Raw genomic sequence first — 23,841 nt, forward strand, 5'->3', positions numbered from 1 at the left:
CCAGGTTGCGCTTGACGTTTTGGCAGTGAGATTTTCCGACAATTGGGCTCAATACAGATGCTTACCGCGCCGTAATGTGCCTGTCAAGGAACTGTCATTTCGGTCGATGAATGGTTGACGGCGATGAAGATCCGTAAAAAATCAACAGTTATCCGCAATTTTGAGCCTGGAGCGCTCCACTGTCTTGCGCCGGTCGGCTCCGTGGCATTAAATCGTCCCCACGTCCGCCTGGCCGCCGAACGGAGAGTTGCGGCGGGCCTCCTTACCGCCGACTTCGGAGTCGCCGCACTGGGTGCTGTCCTCGGGCCAGGCGGGCGGAATCCGCTTCCTTGACGCGAAACTTACAGTCGCTATACCCACCTTGACGCTCCTGGCCTCGTCCGTCATGCTGCGTCTCACAAATCGGTTTGCACGTTGGGGAGTACATGACCGGCTTTCCACGGCGGGTGCTGGTGACGGGGGCGGCGGGAAGCGTCGGCCGGGCCACCCTCGATCTCCTCGCGCGCCATCAGGTGGCGGTGACGGGCCTGGACCTGCGCGGTCCCGGCGGCCTGCCGCTCGATCGCATGGTGGTGGGCAGCGCGGGCGATCCGGAGATCGTGCGGAAGGCGCTGGACGACGTGGACGCCGTGATCCACCTCGCCGCGCTCCCCGCGCCCGTGCTGGGCACGCCGGAGGAGGTGTTCTGCGGTAACACCAGGGCCACGTTCGTGGTGCTGGAGGAGGCCGGGCGCGCGGGCGTGCGGCGTGCCGTCATCGCCGGCAGCATGTCGGCCCTGGGGCTGGCCTGGGCGGACCGAGTGCTGCACCCGGCCTACGTGCCCGTCGACGAGGACATCCCGTTGCAGGTCGAGGACCCGTACGGGCTGTCCAAGCAGACGGACGAGCTCACGGCGGCCATGATGAGCCGCCGGCATGGGATGACGACCGTCGCGCTGCGCTTCCCCCGGCTGGGCGGGCCGGAGGACAAGCTCCGGCGCACGGCGGAGGAGTGGGCCGCCGACCGGGCCGCCGGAGCCAGGGAGTTGTGGTGCTACCTGGACGTCCGGGACGCCGCTCGGGCGGCCTGGCTGGCGGTCACGCGCCCGATCGAGGGCCACCACGTGCTCACCGTCGCCGCGCCCGACACGCTGATGTCCGAGTCGACCGAGGAACTGCTGGCCGCGTTCCACCCCGGCAGCGAGCGGCGGGCGCCGCTGCCCGGCCGCGCCGTTCCGGTCGACCTGCGCGCCGCCGAGCGGGTGCTGGGCTTCACCGCGAGGCACGTGCTGCCGTGACGGGCCGGGAGGTTCATGCCGCCATGACGAGGCCTGACGTAAAAAGTTCAGCGGCTGAAAGGATTATGCCGATGTAATATCACCGCATGCTGATCCAGCAGCCGCAGGGCCGCCGTGAGCGGAAGAAGGCCGAGACCCGGCGCGCCATGGCGGAGGCGGCGCTGCGCCTGTTCGCCCTGCGGGGGTTCGACGCGGTCACGGTCAACGAGGTCGCCGAGGCGGCCGACGTGTCGGCCAAGACCGTGTTCAACCACTTCCCCACCAAGGAGCAGCTGTTCTTCGAGCACGAGCCGCTGCTGGCCGGCGACCCCGCCGAGGTCGTGCGGCAGCGCCCGCCCGGCGGGCGGGTGCTGGTCGCGCTGAGCCGGCTGCTGCGTGCCGAGCCGGCCGGTGACCTGGCGCTCTTCGGCCGGATCCACCGCGACAGCGAGACGCTGCGCGCCTACGGCCGGGAGCTGTTCGCGGCGCGCGAGCGCGCGCTGGCCGAGGCCCTGGTGGAGGAGGCGGGCGGCGACCTCAGGCCGCGGATCCTGGCCGTCGCCGCGCTCGGGCCCCTGCGGCAGGTGTGGGAGTCGATCCTGCTGGAGGCGGCCGAGCGGGTGCCGCCCGCCGAGGCCGTCGCGCGAGGCGTGCGCGCGCTGGAGGAGACGTACGCGGTCCTGGGCGGCGCGTTCGAGAGCCTCCTGCACCATCGGGCGTCGGCGGCACGCCACGCTCCGCCGGTCCCCGAGGAGCACTCGCGCGCACTCCGAGGCGAGCGGCCGAGCATCCGGCGGGTCGCCGAGCTGGCGGGGGTGAGCGCGACGACCGTGTCCCACACGCTCAACCGCCGCCGCCCCGTGGCGGAGGAGACGCGGCAGCGCGTGCTGCAAGCCATCGAGGAGCTCGGCTACCGGCCCAACGTCCTGGCCCGAGGACTGCGCACCAGCCGCAGCCAGACCATCGGGCTGATCATTCCCGACATCACCAACCCCTTCTACCCGGCGCTGGCCCGCGGCCTTCAGGACGTGCTCGGCCCGGAGGGCTACGACCAGATCATCAGCAACACCGACGGCGTCCGGCGCACCGAGCAGGCCGCGATCGAGCACATGATCGCCCGCCAGGTCGACGGGCTGGCCTTCGCCGTGTTCCACACCCACGCCGAGGACCTGCTGCCGGTCATCGAGGCCGGCATCCCGGTGGTCCGGCTGGGCGGCAGGCTGGTCCAGCACGGAGTGGACCTGGTGCACAGCGACGACGAGGGGGGCGGGGCCGAGGCCACCCGCTACCTGCTCGGCTGTGGCTACCGCAGGATCGCCTTCGTGTGCGGCCCGGCCGCCGAAGGCCCGGCGGCCGAGCGCGTGGCCGGTTACCGCGCGGCCCTCGCCGAGGCCGGCGCGCCGGCCGACCAGGCCCTCGTGGCCCACACCCACTTCAGCCGCGCGGGCGGCGCCGAGGGCGTGGCGCGGCTGCTGGAGCTGGCCGAGCCGCCCGACGCCCTCCTGTGCGCGAACGACGTCATGGCGATCGGGGCCCTGGACGAGGCGGCTCGACGGGGCCTGCGCGTCCCCGAAGACCTGGCCGTGATGGGCTTCGACGACATCGACGCCGCCGGCATGGTCTCCCCCGGCCTGACCACCATGGCCAACCCGGCCCGCGAGATAGGCCAGGCCACGGCCGTGCGGCTGCTGGAACGGCTGCGCGAGGCCATCGACGAGCCGTCCACCGAGCTGGTCGTGCCCGCGCGCCTCGTACGGCGTCAATCCGCCTGAGGGCGAACTCTTGACACCGCAATCGTCGCGTGTAGATTTCGAGAGATCTTAACGATTTGCGCGCGCCTGGAGCATCCTTCTCCCCCCGAAAGGACGCCGTGATCGCAAAACGTCGGAATCTCGCCCTCATGCTCATCCCGGCGGCCCTGGCCTGGCCGCCGCAGGTGGCGCCCTCGGTGGCCCCCGGCTACATCGACGACCGCGCCGTGCCCGGCAACACCACGCCGACGGTCGCCCGCGACAACGGCGCCGCCTATGACCGGCAGTGGACCAACGCCCTGGACCCGGCCATCGGTGGCTCGCCGACCTGGGTGTCGGTCACCTCCTTCAACGAGTGGCACGAGGGCTCGGTCATCGAGCCCGCCGACCGCACTCCGCCGCCCGGTCACGGCTACCAGACCTTCCAGGGCGCCTACGGCAAGCAGGGCAGGGCCGTCGAGACGGCCTACCTGGACCGCACGCGGTACTGGGTCGAGAAGTTCGAGAGCGTGCGCTAGCCGTACGGGAAGGGAAGACCGATGACAACGGTGGGCAAGCGCGCGCTCGGTCTGGCCGTGGCGCTCGTGATGGGACTCGCCGCCTGCTCGAGCGGCGGAGGCGGGCAGGGGCAAGCCGGGCAGTCGCTGCGGATGTGGACGTTCAAGAAGTCGCACGCCGACGCGTTGAACAAGGCGGCGGCGCAGTTCAAGGCCAAGACGGGCATCAGCGTCACGGTCGAGGCGGTCACCCCCGACGACGTGTTCGTCAGCAAGGTCCAGAGCGCCGCGCAGACCAACGGCCTGCCGGACGTGCTGGAGGTGCATGCGTCCGGCGAGGACTTCGAGATGGGGTCGTCGGGCTTGCTGCAGGACCTGGCGGCCGATGTCACCGACGCGTGGAAGCAGCGCCTGCTGCCCTCCACGCGTGAGAGCGGCGTGCTGACGCAGAAGAAGATCGACTCGGTGGCCGCCGACTCGCCCATCAAGAACGGCAAGGCCGGGCAGCGCTTCTCCGTGCCGTTCACGGCGGGCGCCTTCGGCATCGTCTACGCCAACAAGGACAAGCTCCGGGCGGCCGGGCTCGATCCGGACACCCCGCCGAAGTCGTGGGAGGAGTTCCTGAAGGCGCTGGAGGCCACGACCGGTAAGAGCCAGGGCGGGCTGTCGCTGGGGCTGAAGATCTCCCAGACCGGCTTCAACTGGATCTATCAGCCGCTGGCCTTCGCCTACCTCGGCAAGGAGCGTTTCCAGGCGCTGTTCGGCAAGGGCACCACACAGGGCTTCGCCTCGCCGGACGGCGTCAGGACGCTGGAGACGTATGCCAGGCTGACACCGTACTGGATGCCCGGCGCCACGACGCTCGGCATCGATGAGGCCGACATCGCCTTCGCGCAAGGTAAGTCGGCCTTCGACGTGGGCGGCACGTTCACGCTGGCCTTCCTCGCACAGAACGGGATGAGCCCCGACAAGGTGCTCGCCTTCCCCATCCCGGCGTCGGCCGAGGGCACGCACAAGCAGATCTCGATGGCGCCGCTGGCGCTGACCGGGCTCGGTGTGACGGCCACGACGCGCAACCGCGAGGCCGCCGTCAAGTGGATCGACTGGGTGACCTCGCCCGAGGGTGCGGGCATGGTGGCCAAGGAGTCGCTCGACCTGCCCTCCACGGACCTGGGCACGCAGGCGGAGTCGCTGCTCGGCAAGGACCTGGCCGCGCTCCAGAAGTACTTCACCGGGCCGCCGGAAAGCAGCTACGAGGCGGCCGACGACAGCTTCTTCCCCTCCGACTGGGACCAGGTCAAGCCGGGTGACCTGACCGTACGGTTGACGCCGCTGGGGGAGGTCGGCCCACAGCAGGCGGGCACTGAGCTGGACAAGATCATGGCGTCGATGTGGAAGTCCACCAAGTGAGCACGACCTCCGTCGAGCTCCCCGCGCGGCGGCTGCGCGAGCAGCCTCCCGCGCGGTGGCGGCGCCGGCTGGTCGGATGGGCCTTCGTCGCGCCCGCTGTCGCGTTGTTCCTGCTGATGGGCGCCTACACGATCGTCAGCGGGTTCCTGCTGAGCTTCGCCAAATGGAACGGCTTCACCCCCGAGTGGCGCTGGGCCGGGCTGGGGAACTATGCCGACCTTCTGTACGCGGACCCGTCGCTCACCGGCGACCTGCGCCGGGCCGCGGGGCACACGGCGCAGGTCATGGTCGCCGTGCCGCTGCTCACCGTGGCCGTCTCCCTCCCGCTCGCGGTGATGCTGAACTCCATCACCCGCCTGCGCGGCGTTCTCCGCTCCGTCTACTTCCTGCCGTACGTGACCAGCGGCATCGCCGTCTACTTCGCCTGGCGGTACGTACTGGAGCCCGACGGCGCGCTCAACCTGCTGCTCGGCTCGCTGGGCCTGGGCAGCCTGCGGCAGCCGCAGGGCTTCCTCGGCAACCCGGACACCGCGCTGCCGACGTTGATCGTCATCCTGGTGTGGTCGAGCGTGCCGGTGGCCACGCTGCTCTACCTCAGCGGGCTGCAGGCCATCGACCGCAGCCTCGTCGAGGCGGCGCAGATCGACGGCGCCGGCTCCTGGCACGTGCTGCGGCGCATCATCTGGCCGCTGCTGAGGCCCATCACCATGGCCATCGTGCTGCTGGGCGTCCGCGACACGCTGCACGGCTTCCAGATCTTCCTGATCGCGACCAACGGCGGGCCCGGCGGGCACACCGACGTGCTGGGGCTGATGGCGTACCGGCTGGCCTTCATGAAGGGCCTGGCGCCCTCGCTCGGCCACGCGAGCGCGCTGGGCTGGCTGCTGTTCGCGGGAGCCGTCCTGCTGACCCTGGCCAACGCGCGCCTGCTCCGGAGGGCCCAGTGAAGCGTTTCGCCTGTGCCGGGCTGATCGTCTATGCGCTGATCAGCATGTATCCGTTCCTGTGGATGGTGTCGGGCGCCTTCAAGACCCGCGGCGAGGTCCTCGAACACAACCTGCTGCCGCGCGAGCCCACGCTGGACACCCTCATCGCCACGTGGGGCCGGCTGCACTTCCTGGACTACTTCCTCAACAGCCTCCAGGTCACGGCGATGACCGTGATCGGCGTGCTGGTGGTCTACAGCCTGGCCTCCTACGCCTTCGCCGTCCTGGATTTCCCCGGCCGCCGCTTCCTGTACTGGTTCTTCGTGGCGCTCCTGTTCGTGCCCGGCATCACGGTGCTGCTGCCGGTGGTGATCCTGGAGAAGAACCTCGGCCTGCTGGGCACCCACCTGGGGCTGGTGCTCCCCTTCGTCAACGGCACCGCGCCGCTGACGGTGTTGCTGCTGACCAACAGCTACGGTTCCATCCCACGCGAGCTGCGCGAGGCCGCCAGGTCGGACGGCGCGGGGGAGGCGCGGATCTTCTGGTCGGTGTATCTGCCGCTCGCCAAGCCGGCGCACATCACCGTTGCCGTGCTGACGGCGGTGCCGACGTGGAACGAATACGTGCTGACGCGGGTGTCACTCTCGGACCGGTCGCGGTTCACGCTGCCGCTGGGGCTGGAGTCGCTCATCTCCAGCGAGGTGCCGCGCTACAACGAGGTCATGGCCGCCTCCCTGATCACGGTGCTCCCGGTGATCGCGTTCTTCCTGCTTCTGCAGCGCTACTTCGTCAACGGGCTGGTGGGGGCGATCAAGGGCTGACCCCCGGGGTGGCGAAGCTGTCACGAATCGTCCGGGTCGATCAAGGAGGGCGCGGGCCTCGTCGGGGCGGAGCACGCGGCCCTGCGCGAACGCCGCGGCGTACGCCTCCTCGCCGGCCCGGATCTCCCGGACCGTGGTCACAACGCGGAGGGTCGTCCAGCCTGACCTTGCCGTTGTTACTCTTCGGTCTTGTCGCCGCCGCCATTTGCCGGCGCTGCCGGTCTCGCGAAGCTCAGCGGGTCACGGCGGTCTCCCGCTCCACACGCGACAACTTCTCGGGATTACGCACGTGGTAGGCGCCGGTGACGTAGCCGTTCTCCATGCGCACCGCCACCACTCCGTCGATCTCCCCGTCGACCCGTACGAGCAGCCCGGGGCCGCCATTGATCTGAACCAGCTCGACCGACCGTTCCGCGTCGCGCTTCCACCAGCCGACGGCCAGCAAGCGGGCCACGTTGTCGATCCCCACGACGGGCCGCAGCAGGGCATGTTTGATTCCGCCGCCGTCGCTCAGGGCGACGACATCCGGCGCGAGGACGTCGAGCAGGCTCTGCAGCTCGCCGGTTTCGACCGCTCGCTGGAAGGCTTGGAGCGCGGCTTGGGTCTGGGCCGAGGAGGCGATGCCGCGGGGGCGGCGGGCGGCGACGTGTGCCCGCGCCCGGTAGGCGATCTGGCGGACCGCGTTCGGGCTCTTGCCGACGGCTTCGGCGATCTCGTCGTAGTCCAGATCGAACACCTCGCGCAGGACGAACACCGCCCGTTCGGTCGGCTGAAGCGTCTCCAGCACCAGCAGCATCGCCATCGAGACGCTCTCGGCGAGCTCGACGTCCTGGGCCACATCAGGCGCGGTGAGCAAGGGCTCGGGCAGCCACGGCCCGACGTAGGACTCCTTGCGCCGGCCGAGCGCGCGTAGCCGGTCCAGCGCCTGCCGGGTGACGATCCGCACCAGATAGGCGCGCTCCTCCCGCACGGTGCCGAGGTCGACGCCCACCCATCGCAGCCAGGTCTCCTGCAGGACGTCTTCGGCGTCGGCGGCCGAGCCGAGCATCTCGTAGGCGACGGTGAACAGCAGGTTGCGGTGGGCGACGAACGCCTCGGTGGCGGAGTCCGCGGAGCCGACGTGGTCGGCACGATCGAGCGGCTCGGCTGGGTCCGCACTTCGTTCGCTGCGCTCGGTCATGCCCGGCTCCTGCTTGTTCGTTCTCGGCACTGCCACACGCACAAGACGTCGGTCCCCACCGCTTTGTAACACCCACGTAGGTGGCCTATGTCACATGGCCGCGCTGTTACAGGGATCGGGGCGCCGACGTCTCGTGGTCGTCAGGACGCCGCGCGAACGATCCGTACGGCACTACGACGAGTTGAGAGTGAGAAGGGAAGTCTTCCCCCATGTCCACGCCCACGACGACCGACCAGCGGTCGCGCATGCCCAACCCCCTCACCTTCCTCCCCGAGATGGCGGAGATCGGCACAGGTCTGCACAAAGCCCTGCAGAACGGCGCGATTCCCCAGGCCACCATCGGCCTGTTGCAGCTGCGCGCCGGGCAGATCCTCGGCAGCACGTACTTCACCATCCGGGAGACCGGCAACCTCCGCCGGTTGGGGGAATCGGAGGAGCGCATCACCGCCGTGGCCACCTGGCGGGATGCCACCTACTTCACCGACGCCGAACGGGTCGCGCTGGAGCTCGTGGAGGCGGTCCTCACCCCGAACCCGTCCGGGGAGCGCGTCCCCGACGAGCTGTACGCCAGGGCGTCCGCGCACTACGACGACAAGGCGATGTGGTCGCTCATCATGGCGATCGCCCACATCGGCTTCTTCACCCCCGCCGCTCTCATCGCCAAGCCGATCCCCGGCATGCCCCCCGGCCAGAACTACAGCGCATAAGAAAGGCACGACAGCATGAGCATCACCACGTTCGCGGTGGCGGGAGCGACCGGGCGGCTGGGCCGCCACGTCGTCGACGTCCTGACCGAGAGGGGACGTCAGGTCGTGCCGATGTCCCGCGCCACCGGTGTGGACGTCACCACCGGTGAGGGCCTCGCCGAGGCCCTCACCGGGGCCGAGGCCATCATCGACGTCGCCTCGTGGCACTCCTCCGACCAGGAGGCGGCGACGGAGTTCTTCCGTACGTCGGCCCGCAATCTGCACGAGGCCGGCCAGAAGGCGGGGGTCGCCCAGATCACCATGGCGTCCATCATCGGCGCCGACAAGGCCGCCGCCGGTTTCCTCGCCGCCAAGAGAGTGCACGAGGAACTCCTCCTGTCCGGCCCGATCCCCGTCCGCATCCTGCGGGCCGCGCAGTTCCACGAGTTCGTCGGCCAGCTCCTGGACTGGCAGCAGAGCGACGTCGCCTACATCCCGGCCCTGCCCACCCAGCTCGTCGCCTGCCGCACCGTGGCCGAGGAACTGGTCGACCTGGCCACCGCCCCCGCCGCCCCAGGAACACCGATCCCCGAGATCGCCGGACCCCGCAAGGAGACCATGGCGGAGGCGGCCCGACTTCTCGGCGCCCGCCGAGGCATCAAGGTCGTCGGCGTCGACGGCTCCGGCATGCCCGATGCCGAGATCGCGGCCAACGGCGCCTTCCTGCCCAGCTCGCACGCCAAGCTCGCCGGACCCACCTTCCAGGAGTGGCTCAACACCCAGCCCTGAGCCGGCCTTGCCCTTGTTCTCAAAACTCCACCACCCGGGGCCTCGAGAACAAGGGCTCCGCCACTAACCCGCAGGTGGGTGGCGGAGAGGCCGGCCCGAGACCGGCCGGTCGGCCGGTGCTCAGCGGGAGAAGAAGTCGCGTAGCGCGGTGGTGAGGCGGTCGATGTCGTTCTGGTCGTTGTAGGGAGCCAGACCGACGCGCAGCCCGCCCTCGTCGCCGAGGCCCATCCAGCGCGACGCTTCGATCGCGTAGTAATTGCTGACCGTCGTGTTGATCTTCCGGTCGGCGAGGAAGTCGCGTACGGCGGTGGCCGGGTGTCCGTCGAAGGTGAGCAGCAGCGTGGGGGTACGGCTGGCGGCGCGCGAGTGCGAGATCACCTGAGGCAGGCCGTCCAGCTCCGTCTCCAGGCCCTCGCGCAGACCGTCCTCGTTCTTCTCGACGGCGGCCATGGACGCGAGCAGCCGCTCACGCCGGGAACCGGTGCCGGGCAGGATGCCGGCGAGGAAGTCGACGGCGGCGGTCGTCCCGGCGAGCAGTTCGTACGGCAGCGTGCCGAGCTCGAAGCGCTCCGGCACCACGTCGGTGGCCGGAAGCAGCTTGTCCGGCCGCAGCGACTCCAGCGTCTCGGGCGCGGCGGCCACCACGCCGAGGTGCGGGCCGAGGAACTTGTACGGCGAGCAGGCGAAGAAGTCGGCGCCGAGCGCGGCCAGGTCGACCGGGACGTGCGCGCTGTAGTGCACGCCGTCGACGTAGAACAGAGCGCCGCGGGCGTGCGCCAGCCGGGAGATCTCGGCGATCGGCGGGCGGGTGCCGATCAGGTTGGAGGCGGCGGTGATCGCGACCAGCCGGGTGCGTTCCGACAGCACCGCCTCGACCGCGTCGAGGGTGACCTCTCCCGACTTGGGGTCGAAGTCGATCCAGCGCACCGTGGCGCCGGCCGCCCCGGCGGCGATCACCCACGGCCGGATGTTGGAGTCGTGGTCCAGCCGCGACACGACGACCTCGTCGCCCGGCCGCCAGGTCTTGGCCAGGGTGCGCGCGAAGTCGAAGGTCAGCTGGGTCATGCTGCGTCCGAACACGATGCCGCGCGGGTCGCCGCCGACGAAGTCGGCCATCGCCGTCCGGGCGGCGAGCGTCACCTCATCGGCGAACCTCTCGGCCTCGGTGACCAGGCCGCGGTTGGCGATGGCGGAGGTGAGCGTGCGGTGTACGGCGTCGGCGACGGCGGTGGGCGTCTGCGAGCCGCCGGGGCCGTCGAAGTGCGCCGCCCCCTGCGCCAGGGCGGGGAAGTGCGCGCGAAGGGCCTGAAGGGAGTAGGTCATGATCGGTTCATTCCTAGGGGGATCAGCGGGTGGTGTCGGCGCCGGCCTGGAAGAAGTAGGCCACGGTCCGCGCGCCCGGATCGACCACGCCGACGGCGCGCTCGCCGACGTAGCTGGCCCGGCCCCGGCGGGCACGGATCGCGGCGGTCGCCTCGGCGCCGGCGGTGGCGGCGCGCGCGGCCGCGGCCAGCAGCTCGTCCAGCCCGGCGTCGCCGGCCTCGGCGAGCGCGTCGCGGGCCGGCTGCAGGGCGTCGACCAGCGTCTTGTCGCCGGGCTCGGCTGACCCGACCCGCTGGATGGCGGCCAGCCCGCCTGCCACGCGGTCGGCCAGTGATCGGCCCGCCTCGGAAAGGTGGAGGAAGAGCAGCCCGAACAGCGGGCCGCTGGTGCCGCCGATCTCGTCCAGGAAACCCTCGGCGAGGGCACGGAACTCGGCCTCACCGGTTCCCGGCGCGGTCCGCTCGGCGTGCTTGCGGTAGAGCGCCACGCCGGAGGCGATGTTGGTGCCGAAGTCGCCGTCGCCCGCGGCCTGGTCAAGGGCGTTCAGCGCGGCCTCCTGCTCGGCCACGCGGGCGGCGAAGGCCAGGATCCAGCGGCGGGTGTGCTCGCCGTCGATCACCACGGTCATCGGAATCGTCCTTTCGGTTGATGTTCGTCAGCAGGGTTCGGATGATTCACGCGCCGGCGTCCCACAACGCGGTGGTGCGCTCGTCCAGCTCGGCGAGCGTGAGGGAGAAGCCCGACATGTCCAGCGCGGTGACGTACGAACCCACGAAGTTGCGGCTCACGGTGTGCCTGAGATCCGCCAGATGCCCGGCGGCCAGGCCGAAGATGCCGAAGAGTTCGAGCTCGGTGGTGGCGCCGAGCCCGTTGACGAACAGCAGCAGCGGCGCGCCCGGCGCCGGCTCGATCGCGCTGATCAACTCGCCTGTCATCCGCGCGAGCAGGTCGGTGAGCCGGGGGGTCTCGATGGTCTCGCCCGACCGCTCGCCGTGGATGCCGACGCCGTACTCCAGCTCGCCGTCGCCCAGCTCGGCCTGCACGGTGCCGGTCCGCACGCCGGTGTGGAACCGGTTGGCGACCGCGATGCTGCGGGTGCGGTCCAGGAACGCCCGGCCGAGCGAGCGCAGCTCCTCGAGGCCGGCGCCCTGGTCGGCGGCGGCGCCGAGGATCTTCTCGACGAGTACGGTGGCGCCGGTGCCGCGCCGGCCGAGCAGGATCTCCGGGTCGTCGGTGGCGAGGTCGTCGTCCACCACCAGCTCGGCGCAGGCGATGCCGTCCATGGCCAGGCGTTCGCGGGCGATGCCGAAGTTGATGATGTCGCCGGTGTAGTTCTTCACGATGTGCAGCACGCCGGCCTCCTTGGCCGCCGCGCGTGACGCCTCGTAGATCTGCCGGTTGTGCGGCGAGGCGAAGATCTCGCCGGGGACGGCGGCGTCCAGCAGGCCGCGGCCGACCAGGCCGCCGTGCATCGGCTCGTGGCCGGAGCCGCCGCCGGAGACCAGGCCGACCCGGCGGCCCGGGGCGGGGTCGGTGGCGAGCAGGTACCGAGGGTCCGTGCTCAGCCGTACCGTTCCGGCCCGGGCGGCGGCCAGCCCCCGCAGGCTGTCCGCCACCAGATCGTCGGCTGAACGCATGAAGTAGGGGGCCATCGCCGCTCCGTTCGACTTGAAGTGCAAACTGGCATTCCACATGCCACGTGCCAGATGCTAGATTCTCAGCCCGGTGGTCGTCCACCCTCCCCCATCCGCCCCGAGTGCCCAGGAAGAAGAGGCGACTCATGAAGTCAGTCAACCTGCGCGGAATCATCTCCACGGTCGTCACCCCGTTCGACGACAACGATCAGGTCGACTACGACCTGCTGCGCTCCGACGTCCGGTACCTGCTCGACTCCGGTGTGCACGGCATCTGCGCGTGCGGCAGCACCGGTGAGGGGCAGACGTTGTCCGCCGAGGAGAGCGCGGAGATCTGCCGGGTCGTCGTCGACGAGGTCGGCGGTGCCGTGCCGGTGGTCGGCGGCATCATCCGCAACTCCACCGCCGAGGTGCTCACGTACGCGCGTGCGCTCAAGGCGGTCGGCGTCGACGCGCTGCAGATCACCCCGGTCCACTACGTCTTCGCGCCGTCCGACGACCAGACCGTCGACTACTACCGCACCATCGGCGCCGAGATCGGCCTGCCGATCGTCGTCTACAACGTGGTGCCGTGGGCGCTGGTCCGCACGCCGGTGCTGCGCCGGTTGATCGAGATCCCCGAGGTCGTGGCGATCAAGCAGTCGGGTGGCGACATGCACCTTCTCGCCGACATCCTGGCCTTCTACCGCGACGACATCACCGTGCTGGCCGCGCTCGACGACCTGCACTATCCCGCGTTCGCGCTGGGCGCGCACGGAGCGCTGGCCGCCATCCCGACCGTCACGCCCAGGCTCAGCGTCGAGCTGTGGGACGCGGTGCAGGCCGGCGACCACGGGCGGGCCCGCGAGCTGCACGAGGTCATCCTGAGGGTGTGGCGTGAGCTCGACGGCCCCGACCTGCCCGAGCGGCTGAAGGCGGCGCTGAACCTGCAGGGCCGCAAGGTCGGCAACCCGCGGCGCCCGTTCACCCCCGCCGCACCGGACACTGTCGAACGGATCAGGACGGCCCTGGACGCGGCCGGTCTCCTGACTTGAAATCTGGCATGCCAGACGGGAGGATGCGGCAATGGCCGCTGCCAAGCCCCCCAGGGCGCCCAAAGAGCCGAAGACCGTCCGCTTCTTGACGGGCGGCGCCTCCGAGGGTGGGATCGTGGTCGACAAGCTGCCGGACCAGCTCTATTGGGTGCTGCAGAAGCGCATCGTGCACGGCGAGATGCGGCCTGGCCAGCGGATCGACATCCAGGCGCTGATCGACGAGTTCGGCATCTCCAAGACCCCCGTGCGCGACGCGCTCAATCGGCTGGAGTACGACGGCCTGGTCCGCAGCAAGCAGCGCTCCGGCACCTACGTGGTCACCCCGACCATCGATGACGTGACCGAGTTCTGCCAGCTGCGCAAGGCCGTGGAATGGATCTGCACCGGGCTCGCCACCGAGACGATGCCCGAGTCGGTGCTGCGCGACCTGCGTGACGAGATCGTCGAGGCCGAGAATGCCACCAAGAAGGGCGATCTGCAGCCCTTCCTGGACAGCGACTTCCGGCTGCACCGCACGATCATCGCGTGGGCGGGCAACGAGCGGCTGATGCGCGTCCGGCTGTCCGTGGAGCCGTTCCTGAAATGGATCCAGGTGCTCGGCGCCACCGGCATCGACCGGGCGGCGCTGTCCACCAAACGGCACCTGGAGATCGTCGACGCGATGCTCGACCGCGACGCCGAGGCCGCCAGCGCGTTCGCGGCCCTGCACGTCGACGAGGTCGAGACCGCGACCAAGGAGGATCTCCCCAAGGTTCTCGGCGAGCGCTGACCGTCGTTCGTCGATCACGGCCGTGCCGGGCCTCCCGGCCGGTCCGCTCTGTCTGCCTGCGTGAATACGCCTGAAACCGCGGTTTTCTCGCTCGCCGGGAAAACCGCCTTCCTCCCTGGACATGCCTCGCCGGCCGGGTCTAGCATCTGGCCCTAAATATCTGGCATGCCAGATCCTCGAACCTCTCCCCATCCCTCGCCCTCAACGCCCGGAGACCCAGATGATGAAAACTTGGCAGCTCGCCACTCTGGCCACCGCGGCCTGCCTCGGACTGTCCGCGTGCAGTGGTGGTACGGCAGGCGCCGGCGCGACTGCGCAGGCGGGCGCCGAGGGCGGTCCGCAGGACGTGACCGCGCCGATCGTCAAGGCCGTCACCAAGGACGACAAGCTCGCCGGACAGGTCGCCGACCTGCAGGGCAAGCCGGTGGTGGTCGGGGCCAACCTGCAGACCCCGCCGAACGGGTTCCTCGCCGCGGACGCCCGTACGCCGATCGGCTTCGAGATCGACCTGATCACCGCGATCAACAAGAAGCTGGGCCTGGAGACCCAGATCCAGAACCTGCCGTTCGACACGCTGATCACCAGCCTGCAGAGCAAGCGGGTCAGCATGACCATCTCGTCGATGAACGACAACGCGACCCGGCAGCAGAAGATCGACTTCGTCGACTACTTCAACTCCGGCATCACGCTGATGGTCAAGAAGGGCAACCCGTCAGGGATCAAGAGCCCCGAGGATCTGTGCGGCAAGAAGGCCAGCACCGCCCCCGGCTCCTCGCAGGAGGAGTGGATGGAGAAGGTCGGCCCGTCGATGTGCCAGGCCAAGGGCAAGCCCGCGATCCAGATCGTCACCAGCAATCTGGACCAGCAGCGGCTCAACGACCTGAAGTCGGGACGCAACGACACCGAGGTCAACGACCTCCCGTACGTGAGCTACGCGACCACGAACTCCGGCAAGGGCCAGGACTTCGAGGCCGTTCCCGGCAAGCCGATCCTCGCCACGCCGTACGGCATCGGCTTCCACAAGGACACCTCCGAGCTGCGTGACGCGGTCCGCGACGCACTGCAGGAGCTGATCGACGACGGCACGTACGGCAAGATCCTCAAGGCCTGGAACGTTTCGAACGGGGCGATCGCGAAGACGGTCGTCAACGGCGGGAAGTAGCCCCATGTCCACACCAACCACCGCCCGCCCCGACCTCGCCGGCCCGGTGATGCGCAAACGCAGCCACCCGCTGCGCTGGGTGGCCGGAGTCCTGATCGTCGCCCTGGTCGCCGGGATCGTCTACGCCATGGCCCAGGCGAAGATCATCTGGCCGGACGTCGCGAACTACATCGTCTCGCCGAACATGCTCCAGGCGGTCTGGAAGACGGTGCTGCTCGCGGTGATCTCCCAGGTCATCGCGGTCGTGCTGGGCGTGATCGTGGCCGTGTTGCGCATCTCGGCCAACCCGGTGGCGAACAAGGCGGCCTGGGTCTACATCTGGCTGTTCCGCGGTGTGCCGGTGCTGCTGCAGATCCTCATCTGGTACAACCTGTCGATGGTCGTGGACCGGATCACGATTCCCAGCCCGTTCGGTGGCGTGCTCCTCAGCACCACCACCAACGATCTGATGACGCCGTTCATGGCGGCGCTGCTCGGCCTGGCGCTGAACGAGTCCGCCTACATGGCGGAGATCATCCGCGGCGGCATCAAGAGCGTGGACCACGGCCAGATCGAGGCGGCCGGCGCGCTCGGCATGTCGCCGGCCCGCACCATGTGGAAGATCGTGCTGCCCCAGGCGATGCGGGTCATCATCCCGCCGACCGGCAACGACTTCATCAACATGCTGAAGACCACGTCGCTCGCCTCGGTCATCACGTACGAGGAACTGCTGCGCGCCGCGCAGAACATCTCCAGCCGCAACCTCCAGGTCATGGAGACGCTGTTCGCCGCGGGCTTCTGGTACATGGTCGTGGTCAGCGTCACCAGCGTCGGCCAGTACTACCTGGAGCGGGCCTACGACGTGTCGGCACCGGGCGCGAGGTCGGCGAGCGCCTCGATCCTGCGTACGATCCTGCGGCCCCCGATGAAGAGGTCCAAGGCATGAGCGACAGTCCGATCATCAAGGCCGTCGGCGTGCGCAAGTCGTTCGGCCCGCTCGAGGTCCTGTCCGGCATCGACCTGGAGGTGAACCGCGGCGAGGTGGTGTGCCTGCTGGGCGCCTCCGGCGCCGGCAAGAGCACGTTCCTGCGCGCGATCAACCGGCTGGAGACCATCGACGGCGGTCAGATCTGGGTGGGGGACCAGCTCATCGGGTACGAGCCGCGCGGCGACCACTACCGGGAGATGACCCCCAAGCAGGTCGCCAGGCAGCGGGTGCCGATCGGCATGGTGTTCCAGCGGTTCAACCTGTTCGCTCACCTGACCGTGCTGCAGAACATCATCGAGGCGCCGCGCGGCGTGCTCGGCCGCCCCAAGGCCGAGGCGAAGCGGCGGGCCGCCGAGCTGCTGGACAGCGTCGGCCTGTCCGACAAGGCGGGCCACTATCCGGCGCAGCTCTCCGGCGGGCAGCAGCAGCGCGTGGCGATCGCCCGCGCGCTGGCCATGGACCCCAAGGTGATGCTGTTCGACGAGCCCACGTCGGCGCTCGACCCCGAGCTGGTCGGCGAGGTGCTCAAGGTGATGACCGACCTCGCCAGGGGCGGCATGACCATGGTCGTCGTGACGCACGAGATGGGGTTCGCCCGCCAGGCCGCCGACAGGGTCGTGTTCATGCACCAGGGGTGCATCGTCGAGTCGGCCTCGCCGGAGGAGTTCTTCGACCACCCCCGGCACGAGCGCACCAAGCAGTTCCTCCGCAGCATTCACTGACCGCCGGACGCGGTCCTCCAGGAAAGAGCCAAGCATGCGCGCTGCCCCCGCCGTCGCAGGCATGAAGCACAACGGCATCCGTACGATCATGGATCTGGCGATGTCCGGCACCCGCCCGGACCTGATCCGGCTGGAGATCGGCGAGCCCGGCTTCCCGACGCCCGCGCACGTGGTGCGCGCGGCCGACGAGGCCGCGGCGGCGGGGCGGACCAAGTACACGGCCAACGCCGGGATCCCCGAACTGCGGGCGGCGCTCAGCGACAAGATCAAGCGGGTCAACGGGTTCGACGCCCGCCCCGAGGACATCGTGGTCACGGCCGGCGGGGTGCAGGCGCTGTTCGCCACGCTCACCGCGCTGGTCGAGCCGGGCGACGACATCCTGATCCCGGACCCGGCCTGGCCCAACTACATCGCGTTCGGGAAGATCCTCGGCGCCTCCACCACGGCCTACTCCCTGGCGCCCGAGACCGGGTTCCTCCCCGACCTCGCCGAGCTGGAACGGCTCGTGACGCCGCGCACCAAGGTGCTGATGCTGAACTCGCCGTCCAACCCCGTGGGGTCGGTGTTCCCGGCCGGGACCCTCGCGGAGCTGATCGCCTTCGCCGAGCGGAACGACCTGTGGATCGTCTCCGACGAGTGCTACGACCAGGTCGTGTTCGACGACACCTTCGCCTCCACGGCGGCCGTCGGCGGCGCGGAGCGGACGATCTCGGTGTTCACCTTCTCCAAGACGTACGCGATGACCGGCTGGCGCATCGGCTACCTGGCGGCGCCGCCGTCGCTCGCGGAGATCATCACGCGCCTGCAGGAGCCGATGGTCTCCTGCATCAGCACACCGGGTCAGTACGCGGCACTGGCCGCGCTCACCGGGCCGCAAGACGAGCAGCGCGCGATGGTCGCGACCTATCGGGCCAACCGCGACCTCGCCGTCGGGGAGTTCGCCGCCCACGGATTCGACGTCTACCGGCCGCAGGGCGCCTTCTACCTGTGGATGCGCACCGGCAACCGGGATCTCGACGGCATGGAGATCGCCAAGAGACTGATCACCGAGCACGGCGTCGCGGTCGGCCCCGGCCCGGCCTTCGGCGAACGCTCGGGCGAGTACATCCGCCTGTCGCTCGCGGCCTCCGCCGACGACCTGCGTGAAGGCATCCGCCGCATCTGCGCCAGCGGCCTCCTTCACCCCGCCGGGCGTTTCTGAGACGAGGGCTTGACTCCTCGCGACATGCGTCATGCAATATATTGCATGCCGGTTCCACAGAGCCGAGGAGTGGTCGCCAGATCACTTCTCCGGGAGAACGCCTATCGCGCCATCCGAGACGCCATCGTCGACGGCACGCTCGCCCCGGGCGAACGTCTCAACGACGGCGATCTGGCACAGTGGCTGGGCGTGAGCCGCACTCCCGTCCGGGAGGCGCTGACACGTCTGGAGCAGGCCGGGCTGGTGCTGACCAAGCCTGGCCGCTACACCATCGTCAGCACGGTGGACGTCCGGTCCGTGCGCGCCGCCCAGTCGGTGACGGCCGCCATGCACGAGCTCGCCGTACGGGAGGCACTGCCGAATCTGTCCGCCGGCGAACTCGACGCCATGCGCGAGGCCAACGCGCGTTTCGCCGATGCCCTGCGCCGCGACGACGCGGACGCGGCGCTCGCCGCCGATGACGCCTTCCACGGCATCCCGGTGATCGCGTCCGCGAATCATGCGATACGTGCCGTTCTCGACCAGTTCACGCCGGTGCTGCGGCGCGTGGAGCGGATGCGGTTCTCCTCCCTGAGCGGCCGGGGGTCGGTCGCACAACACGAACGGATCATCGCGTTGTGCGCGGCCGGAGACGTGGAGGGGGCGGCGCTCGCCGTACGCGCCAACTGGGGGACCCTGGTCCCACTCCTCGATGCCATGCCCGCCGCTTCCGAGAACGAGCCGTCAACCTGAGGAGCCGTAACATGTCCATCGATGATTTCGAGCGCTATCCGCTGCTCTTCGGTCCCAGCCCCGTCCACCGCCTCGACCGGCTCAGCGACCACCTCGGCGGAGCCCGCGTCTGGGCCAAGCGTGAGGACTGCAACAGCGGGCTGGCGTTCGGCGGGAACAAGACCCGCAAGCTGGAGTACCTGATCCCCGACGCCCTCGCCCAGGGCGCGGACACCCTGGTCAGCATCGGGGGAGTGCAGTCCAACCACACCCGGCAGGTGGCCGCGGTCGCCGCCAAGGTCGGGCTCAAGGCCGTACTCGTGCAGGAGAGCTGGGTGGACTGGCCGGACGCGGTCAACGACAAGGTCGGCAACATCCTGCTGTCGCGCATCATGGGCGCGGACGTCCGCCTGATTCAGGCCGATTTCGGGATCGGGCTCAAGGACAGCTGGCACGAAGCCCTGGAGGGGGTCACGGCCGCCGGCGGCCGCCCGTACGCGATCCCCGCCGGAGCGTCCGACCATCCGCTGGGCGGTCTCGGCTTCGTCAACTGGGCGTACGAGGTGCAGCGGCAGGAACGCGAGCTCGGTGTCTTCTTCGACACCATCGTGGTGTGCAGCGTCACCGGGAGCACCCAGGCAGGCATGATCGCCGGCTTCGCGGGCCAGGATCGTCCCCGGCGCGTGCTGGGCATCGACGGCTCGGCCAAGCTCGCCGAGACGCGTGCCCAGGTGGCGAAGATCGCCCGCGCCACGGCCGAACTCATCGGCCTGGGCCGGGACCTGCACGAGGAGGAGATCACGGTGCTGGAAGGCTGGGCCGGCGACAGGTACGGCATCCCCGTGCAGTCCACCCTCGACGCCATCAGGCTCACCGGACGGCTGGAAGGGATGATCATCGACCCTGTCTACGAGGGCAAGTCGATGGCCGGGCTCATCGACCTGGTCCGCAGCGGCGAGATTCCCAAGGACTCCAACGTCCTGTACGCCCACCTCGGCGGCCAGCCCGCCCTCAACGCCTACAGCGGCGTCTTCCGCTGAGCGTTGGGCCGAGCCGAACGCCATCGGCTGCTCGAACGGCAGGTTGCGGCCCGCGCGGGAGACGGGCGAACGAGCGGCGCGCTCTCTTCTGCCTCCTAGCATGAACACATATAGTGAGGCCACTTGCACTCAATGTCACAATCGGGTGGATGTGACTCATCCGAGGAAAGGGGATTTCCGTGAGTCGTGCGCTGATCATCGTCGATGTGCAGAAGGACTTCTGCGAGGGCGGCAGCATTCCGGTGAAGGGTGGCGCGGATCGAGCGGCCGCCATCGCCGAGCTGGTCCGGCGCGCCGATGGGCAGTATGCCTTCGTCCTCGCCACCCGTGACCACCACATCGATCCGGGTGCCCACTTCTCCGACAACCCCGACTTCCAGCACTCATTCCCCGTGCATTGCGTCGTCGGTAGTGAGGGAGGCGAGTTCCATCCGAATTTCGCGCCCGCCGTCGACTCCGGGTACGTCGACGAGGTCTTCTACAAGGGCGCTCACTCCGCCTCCAAGAGCGGTTTCGAGGGCTCGGCCCAGGACGGCACGACACTGTCCGCCTGGCTGAAGGCCCGTGACGTCGCCGAACTCGACGTCGTCGGCATCGCGACCGATCACTGCGTGAAGGCCACGGCACTCGACGGAGCGCGCGCCGGCTTCACGGTGCGGGTCCTGCTCGACTACACGGCCGGCGTCGCCGCCGACACCACGCGTACCGCACTGGACGAAATGCGCCGGGCCGGTGTCGCCCTGACCGGCGAACCTGTCGTCGCCTGAACTCAGGCTCCACGTTCGGGGGTCAGCACTGGCTGCGGTCGTCCGTGGCAGGCACCGCATCCCCGGATCCCGCGAAGATCACGACGAGCTCCAACCCGCCCCCCGGGTTGGGGCTCGCTCGCACGTCGGCTCCGTGAGCCTTCGCGATCGACGCGACGATCGACAACCCGAGCCCGGCGCCCTGTCCACGGGTCGTCTGCAGCCGCCGGAAGGGCTCGAAGAGATCGCCGAAACGTTCCTCGGGCACGCGCGGGCCAGTGTTACGGACCGTCAGAACTCCACGGGAGAGCGTCACCTCAACGGTTCCGCCGGGATGGTTGTGGCGAACCGCGTTGTCGACGAGGTTCGTGACGAGCCGGCTCAGCAGGATCGGATCCCCGTCGACGACCAACGGTTCGATCCGCGTCGTCACGGTGACCTCGTCCGAGCCGCCTTCGGCCAGGACGAGCAGCACCACCTCGTCCAGGGCCACCGGTGTCCTCTTCTCGAGGCCGTGCTCCGCCTGGGCCAGGACCAGCAGGGCGTCGATGAGGCTCTCGGTGCGGTGGTTGTGGAACAGGAGCTTGTCGCGGATCTCACCGACGTCCTCAGGAAGGCCGATCTCGATCGCCGCTCGCTGGACGGCCAACGGGGTCCGCAACTCGTGGGACGCGTTCGCGATGAACCGCCGCTGCCCCTCGACGGAGCGTTGGAGGCGGTCGAGCATCGCGTCGAACGTATCGGCCAGTTCCTTCAGTTCGTCCTTGGGCCCGCTGAGCGCGATGCGCTCGTGCAGGGTCGACATGGACAGCCGCTGCGCCGTGGCGGTGATCCGGTGGACGGGCCGCAGGATCCGCCCGGCGACCAGCCAGCCGACGATCACTGATACCAGTGTCAGGATTCCGACCGTCGCCACGGTCACCCCCCACTGGTAGTCGATCACCTCGTCCACCAGATCGGGCAGCGTCGGCGGCTGATGGTCCGCGAGGTCCGGCGCCGCCGGCGCCACCGGGAGCGGCCCGATCCGCCCGATCCTCCTGTCCAGCGCGTGGCGCAGCAGCAGGTTGACCGTGACCAGCAGCACGGTCGAGGTAAGCAGGAATAATCCGGAGTAGATCAGGGTGAGTCGTACCCGGACCGTCGTCACAGCACGTATCCCGCGCCGGGAACCGTCTGGATGCAGGGCGGATCGCCCAGCTTCGCGCGCAAGCGGCTGACCACGACCCGCACCACCGTCGTGAACGGGTCGACGTTCTCGTCCCATGCCTCTTCGAGCAGCCGTTCAGAGCTCACGACCGCGCCGTCCGCCCTCATCAGCACCTCAAGGACGGCGAACTCCTTGAGCGACAGCTGCAGATGCCGCCCGTCCCGCGACGCCTGCAGCCGGTGGGTGTCGACCACGATCCCGTGCCGCGTCAGCACCGGCGGCACCTGCGCCTGGCTGCGCCGCCCCAGCGCCTGCACGCGTGCGACCAGCTCGGCGTAGTCGAACGGCTTGGGCAGGTAGTCGTCGGCCCCCATCCCGAGGCCGGCCACCCGCTCCGGCACCGCCGCGGCCGCCGTCATCATCAGGATCCGCGTACGGCTCCCGCGCGCCACCAGCTCGCGGCACACGAGGTCGCCGTGCATCTCGGGCAGGTCCCGGTCCAGTACGAGAACGTCGTAGTCGCTCACCGCCAGCCGCTCCGACGCGGCGAGCCCGTCGTACACCACGTCGACGGCCATGGCGTGGCGGCGCAACCCCACCGCCACGAGATCGGCCAGGTCTCGTTCGTCTTCGGCCACCAGAACCCGCATAGCGATGTTCGTACCCGAATCGGGGTAACAGCGGCGTTAACGGATCCGTTCACAGCCGAGCAACCCGCTTCCGGCCACGCTGGCGGCGTGATCAAATCCCTCTGCGCCGCCATCCTGATGGCGGCCTGCTCCCTGTCCGCCCCCGCCTCCGCGCCTGCCGAGCGCTGCACCGCCCTCACCGGGCCACCGCCGGAGTCGGCGCCGCCGACCTCGGTGAACACGCTCCGGCAGGCGTACTTCTGCGTGCTGGACAACTACTACAGCGGTCCGGCCATGGATGCGAAGGCGCTGCTGAAGAGCGCCTTCGCCGCCTATACCCAGGACCTGATGCGGCGCGGCGCCGATCGGCCCGACCTCCAGCTGCCCGAACTGACCGGGAACCGCGACACCGACTGGGCCGCCTTCGCGAAAGCCCTCGGCACCGGTGACGTGCCCGCGCTGCGCGCCGCGATCACCGCGATGGTCGCCGGACTGCACGACAACCACGCCCGCGCGGTCAGGCCGACTCCTCCACCGGAAGGCGGGCCGGTCGGGACAGGCATCGTGGGTGTGTCGGCCCAGCAGGGCCCGCAACTCGACCCGGCGGCCAAGCCGCCGTTGTTCATTACCCGCGTCCTGCCCGGCAGCCCCGCCGCCAAGGCCGACATCAGGCCCGGCGACATCATCGTCAAGGCCAACGGCATACCGCCGTTCATCGGGGACACCGTGAACCAGAGCATCGTCCAAGCCTTCGCCGCCGGCACGGTGACGCTCACGCTCAAGCGCCCCACAACGGGACGGACCCGCACCGTCGAGCTCAGAGAGGGCCCCGTCACGCAGCAGCCTCCGGCGGTGACGTCGAAGAAGCTCGCCGACGGCGTCGCGTACATCCAACTGCCCGGATTCTACGAAGGCGCCGCCGACCAGGTCATCGCCAAGCTGAAGGACAAGCCGAAGGCGGTGGTCCTCGATCTGCGCGGCAACGGTGGCGGGTCACCTCGCGAGGTGACGCGGCTGCTCGGCGCGTTCGCGCACGGCAAGGTCACCAGCTACTTCTGCCCGCTCAAGGGCGACTGCGTGCCCAACCGGACCGACGACAGCATCCCGCTGCTCGGCTCGCGCCTGGTCGTCCTCACCGACCGCGGATGCGCCTCGGCCTGCGAGGACTTCAGCGCGGCCGTCAAGGACAACGACCTCGGCACCCTCATCGGGACCCGCACCGCCGGGGCCGTCTCCGGCCCCAGCGACGGATACCTCCTCGACGACGGCAGCATCCTGCTCCTGCCCAAGGTCCGGCACCTCGGGCCCGCCCGCGAGATCATCGACACGATCGGCGTCCCGGTCGACCACTACGCCCCCATGACCGCCCTCGACCTGGCCACCGGGCGCGACCCAGGCGTGGCCAAGGCACTGACGCTTCTTTGACGCGCTCGCCGCAAC

The 23,841-nt window shown here is 69.7% G+C and carries 24 protein-coding genes; 18 read left to right on the top strand and 6 right to left on the bottom strand.

The features are described 5' to 3' along the window. Positions 1–425: 425 nt before the first annotated feature. The 6 genes from ACWDRB_RS07335 (at position 426) to ACWDRB_RS07360 (ending at position 6,661) form a co-directional block, all read left to right on the top strand. Positions 426–1,277, top strand: a complete 852-nt coding sequence (locus ACWDRB_RS07335) for an NAD-dependent epimerase/dehydratase family protein (protein WP_449892225.1) — start codon at positions 426–428, stop codon at positions 1,275–1,277. Positions 1,278–1,363: 86 nt separating this feature from the next. Next, the gene (locus tag ACWDRB_RS07340) at positions 1,364–3,028 is read left to right on the top strand and encodes a substrate-binding domain-containing protein (RefSeq protein WP_449892226.1); all 1,665 of its coding nucleotides are present in this window, start codon (positions 1,364–1,366) and stop codon (positions 3,026–3,028) included. Between the two features lie 98 nt (positions 3,029–3,126). Further along, on the top strand, positions 3,127–3,525 hold the full coding sequence (locus ACWDRB_RS07345) for a hypothetical protein (RefSeq protein WP_449892227.1): 399 nt from the start codon (positions 3,127–3,129) through the stop codon (positions 3,523–3,525). Positions 3,526–3,546: 21 nt separating this feature from the next. Beyond that, positions 3,547–4,914 (top strand): ABC transporter substrate-binding protein, encoded by a 1,368-nt coding sequence (locus ACWDRB_RS07350; RefSeq protein ID WP_449892228.1) that lies wholly within the window; start codon positions 3,547–3,549, stop codon positions 4,912–4,914. Further along, on the top strand, positions 4,911–5,861 hold the full coding sequence (locus tag ACWDRB_RS07355) for a carbohydrate ABC transporter permease (protein ID WP_449892229.1): 951 nt from the start codon (positions 4,911–4,913) through the stop codon (positions 5,859–5,861). The genes ACWDRB_RS07350 and ACWDRB_RS07355 overlap by 4 nt, the downstream gene beginning before the upstream one ends. Then, complete coding sequence (locus tag ACWDRB_RS07360; RefSeq protein ID WP_449892230.1) at positions 5,858–6,661, top strand: carbohydrate ABC transporter permease; 804 nt, start codon at positions 5,858–5,860, stop codon at positions 6,659–6,661. The genes ACWDRB_RS07355 and ACWDRB_RS07360 overlap by 4 nt, the downstream gene beginning before the upstream one ends. Before the next feature lie 232 nt (positions 6,662–6,893). On the opposite strand, the gene ACWDRB_RS07365 is transcribed toward ACWDRB_RS07360, so the two are convergent. Then, complete coding sequence (locus tag ACWDRB_RS07365; RefSeq protein WP_449892231.1) at positions 6,894–7,841, bottom strand: RNA polymerase sigma-70 factor; 948 nt, start codon at positions 7,839–7,841, stop codon at positions 6,894–6,896. 209 nt (positions 7,842–8,050) lie between these two features. On the opposite strand from ACWDRB_RS07365, the gene ACWDRB_RS07370 reads away from it, so the two are divergent. Both ACWDRB_RS07370 and ACWDRB_RS07375 read left to right on the top strand, forming a co-directional pair. Then, the gene (locus ACWDRB_RS07370; RefSeq protein ID WP_449892232.1) at positions 8,051–8,548 is read left to right on the top strand and encodes a carboxymuconolactone decarboxylase family protein; all 498 of its coding nucleotides are present in this window, start codon (positions 8,051–8,053) and stop codon (positions 8,546–8,548) included. Between the two features lie 15 nt (positions 8,549–8,563). After that, positions 8,564–9,316, top strand: a complete 753-nt coding sequence (locus ACWDRB_RS07375) for an SDR family oxidoreductase (protein ID WP_449892233.1) — start codon at positions 8,564–8,566, stop codon at positions 9,314–9,316. Positions 9,317–9,436: 120 nt separating this feature from the next. Here the strand turns inward: ACWDRB_RS07375 and ACWDRB_RS07380 are convergent, their stop codons facing one another. From ACWDRB_RS07380 to ACWDRB_RS07390, 3 genes are read right to left on the bottom strand one after another with little or no spacing between them, the layout of a single operon-like run. Beyond that, positions 9,437–10,639, bottom strand: a complete 1,203-nt coding sequence (locus tag ACWDRB_RS07380; RefSeq protein WP_449892234.1) for a cysteine desulfurase-like protein — start codon at positions 10,637–10,639, stop codon at positions 9,437–9,439. Between the two features lie 22 nt (positions 10,640–10,661). After that, a complete protein-coding gene (gene dhaL, locus ACWDRB_RS07385) occupies positions 10,662–11,267 on the bottom strand; it encodes a dihydroxyacetone kinase subunit DhaL (protein ID WP_449892235.1) in 606 nt (201 codons plus the stop codon). Between the two features lie 46 nt (positions 11,268–11,313). Beyond that, positions 11,314–12,291 carry a dihydroxyacetone kinase subunit DhaK gene (locus tag ACWDRB_RS07390; RefSeq protein ID WP_449892236.1) on the bottom strand — a complete coding sequence of 326 codons (978 nt, stop codon included), beginning with the start codon at positions 12,289–12,291 and terminating at the stop codon, positions 11,314–11,316. A 128-nt stretch (positions 12,292–12,419) separates the two neighbouring features. Between ACWDRB_RS07390 and ACWDRB_RS07395 the strand changes: the two genes are divergently transcribed. The 9 genes from ACWDRB_RS07395 to ACWDRB_RS07435 all read left to right on the top strand — a co-directional run bounded on the left by ACWDRB_RS07395 (position 12,420) and on the right by ACWDRB_RS07435 (position 20,646). Next, entirely contained in the window at positions 12,420–13,307 is an 888-nt protein-coding gene (locus ACWDRB_RS07395) for a dihydrodipicolinate synthase family protein (protein WP_449892237.1), read from the top strand. A 31-nt stretch (positions 13,308–13,338) separates the two neighbouring features. Beyond that, a complete protein-coding gene (locus tag ACWDRB_RS07400; RefSeq protein ID WP_363964463.1) occupies positions 13,339–14,076 on the top strand; it encodes a GntR family transcriptional regulator in 738 nt (245 codons plus the stop codon). A 220-nt stretch (positions 14,077–14,296) separates the two neighbouring features. Further along, positions 14,297–15,238 carry an ABC transporter substrate-binding protein gene (locus tag ACWDRB_RS07405; protein WP_449892238.1) on the top strand — a complete coding sequence of 314 codons (942 nt, stop codon included), beginning with the start codon at positions 14,297–14,299 and terminating at the stop codon, positions 15,236–15,238. A gap of 4 nt (positions 15,239–15,242) precedes the next feature. Next, positions 15,243–16,163, top strand: a complete 921-nt coding sequence (locus ACWDRB_RS07410) for an amino acid ABC transporter permease (protein ID WP_449892239.1) — start codon at positions 15,243–15,245, stop codon at positions 16,161–16,163. Further along, the gene (locus tag ACWDRB_RS07415) at positions 16,160–16,927 is read left to right on the top strand and encodes an amino acid ABC transporter ATP-binding protein (RefSeq protein ID WP_449892240.1); all 768 of its coding nucleotides are present in this window, start codon (positions 16,160–16,162) and stop codon (positions 16,925–16,927) included. Before ACWDRB_RS07410 ends, ACWDRB_RS07415 begins: the two co-directional genes overlap by 4 nt. 34 nt (positions 16,928–16,961) lie before the next feature. Further along, positions 16,962–18,128: a pyridoxal phosphate-dependent aminotransferase gene (locus ACWDRB_RS07420; protein WP_449892241.1), complete on the top strand. Its 1,167-nt coding sequence runs from the start codon at positions 16,962–16,964 to the stop codon at positions 18,126–18,128. Positions 18,129–18,173: 45 nt separating this feature from the next. Beyond that, positions 18,174–18,860, top strand: coding sequence for a GntR family transcriptional regulator (locus ACWDRB_RS07425; protein ID WP_449892242.1), 687 nt, complete (start codon positions 18,174–18,176; stop codon positions 18,858–18,860). A gap of 11 nt (positions 18,861–18,871) precedes the next feature. Then, entirely contained in the window at positions 18,872–19,879 is a 1,008-nt protein-coding gene (locus ACWDRB_RS07430) for a 1-aminocyclopropane-1-carboxylate deaminase (protein WP_449892243.1), read from the top strand. Between the two features lie 179 nt (positions 19,880–20,058). Next, positions 20,059–20,646: an isochorismatase family protein gene (locus ACWDRB_RS07435; protein WP_449892245.1), complete on the top strand. Its 588-nt coding sequence runs from the start codon at positions 20,059–20,061 to the stop codon at positions 20,644–20,646. A 22-nt stretch (positions 20,647–20,668) separates the two neighbouring features. On the opposite strand, the gene ACWDRB_RS07440 is transcribed toward ACWDRB_RS07435, so the two are convergent. Together ACWDRB_RS07440 and ACWDRB_RS07445 are read right to left on the bottom strand one after the other, a co-directional pair. Continuing rightward, positions 20,669–21,772, bottom strand: coding sequence for a HAMP domain-containing sensor histidine kinase (locus ACWDRB_RS07440; RefSeq protein WP_449892246.1), 1,104 nt, complete (start codon positions 21,770–21,772; stop codon positions 20,669–20,671). Further along, positions 21,769–22,422 carry a response regulator transcription factor gene (locus ACWDRB_RS07445; protein ID WP_449892247.1) on the bottom strand — a complete coding sequence of 218 codons (654 nt, stop codon included), beginning with the start codon at positions 22,420–22,422 and terminating at the stop codon, positions 21,769–21,771. Before ACWDRB_RS07445 ends, ACWDRB_RS07440 begins: the two co-directional genes overlap by 4 nt. Before the next feature lie 87 nt (positions 22,423–22,509). Here ACWDRB_RS07445 and ACWDRB_RS07450 point away from each other — a divergent pair, with 87 nt between their 5' ends. Beyond that, positions 22,510–23,826, top strand: a complete 1,317-nt coding sequence (locus ACWDRB_RS07450) for a S41 family peptidase (protein WP_449892248.1) — start codon at positions 22,510–22,512, stop codon at positions 23,824–23,826. Positions 23,827–23,841 lie beyond the last annotated feature (15 nt).

It is taken from the genome of Nonomuraea sp. NPDC003707 (assembly GCF_053587055.1).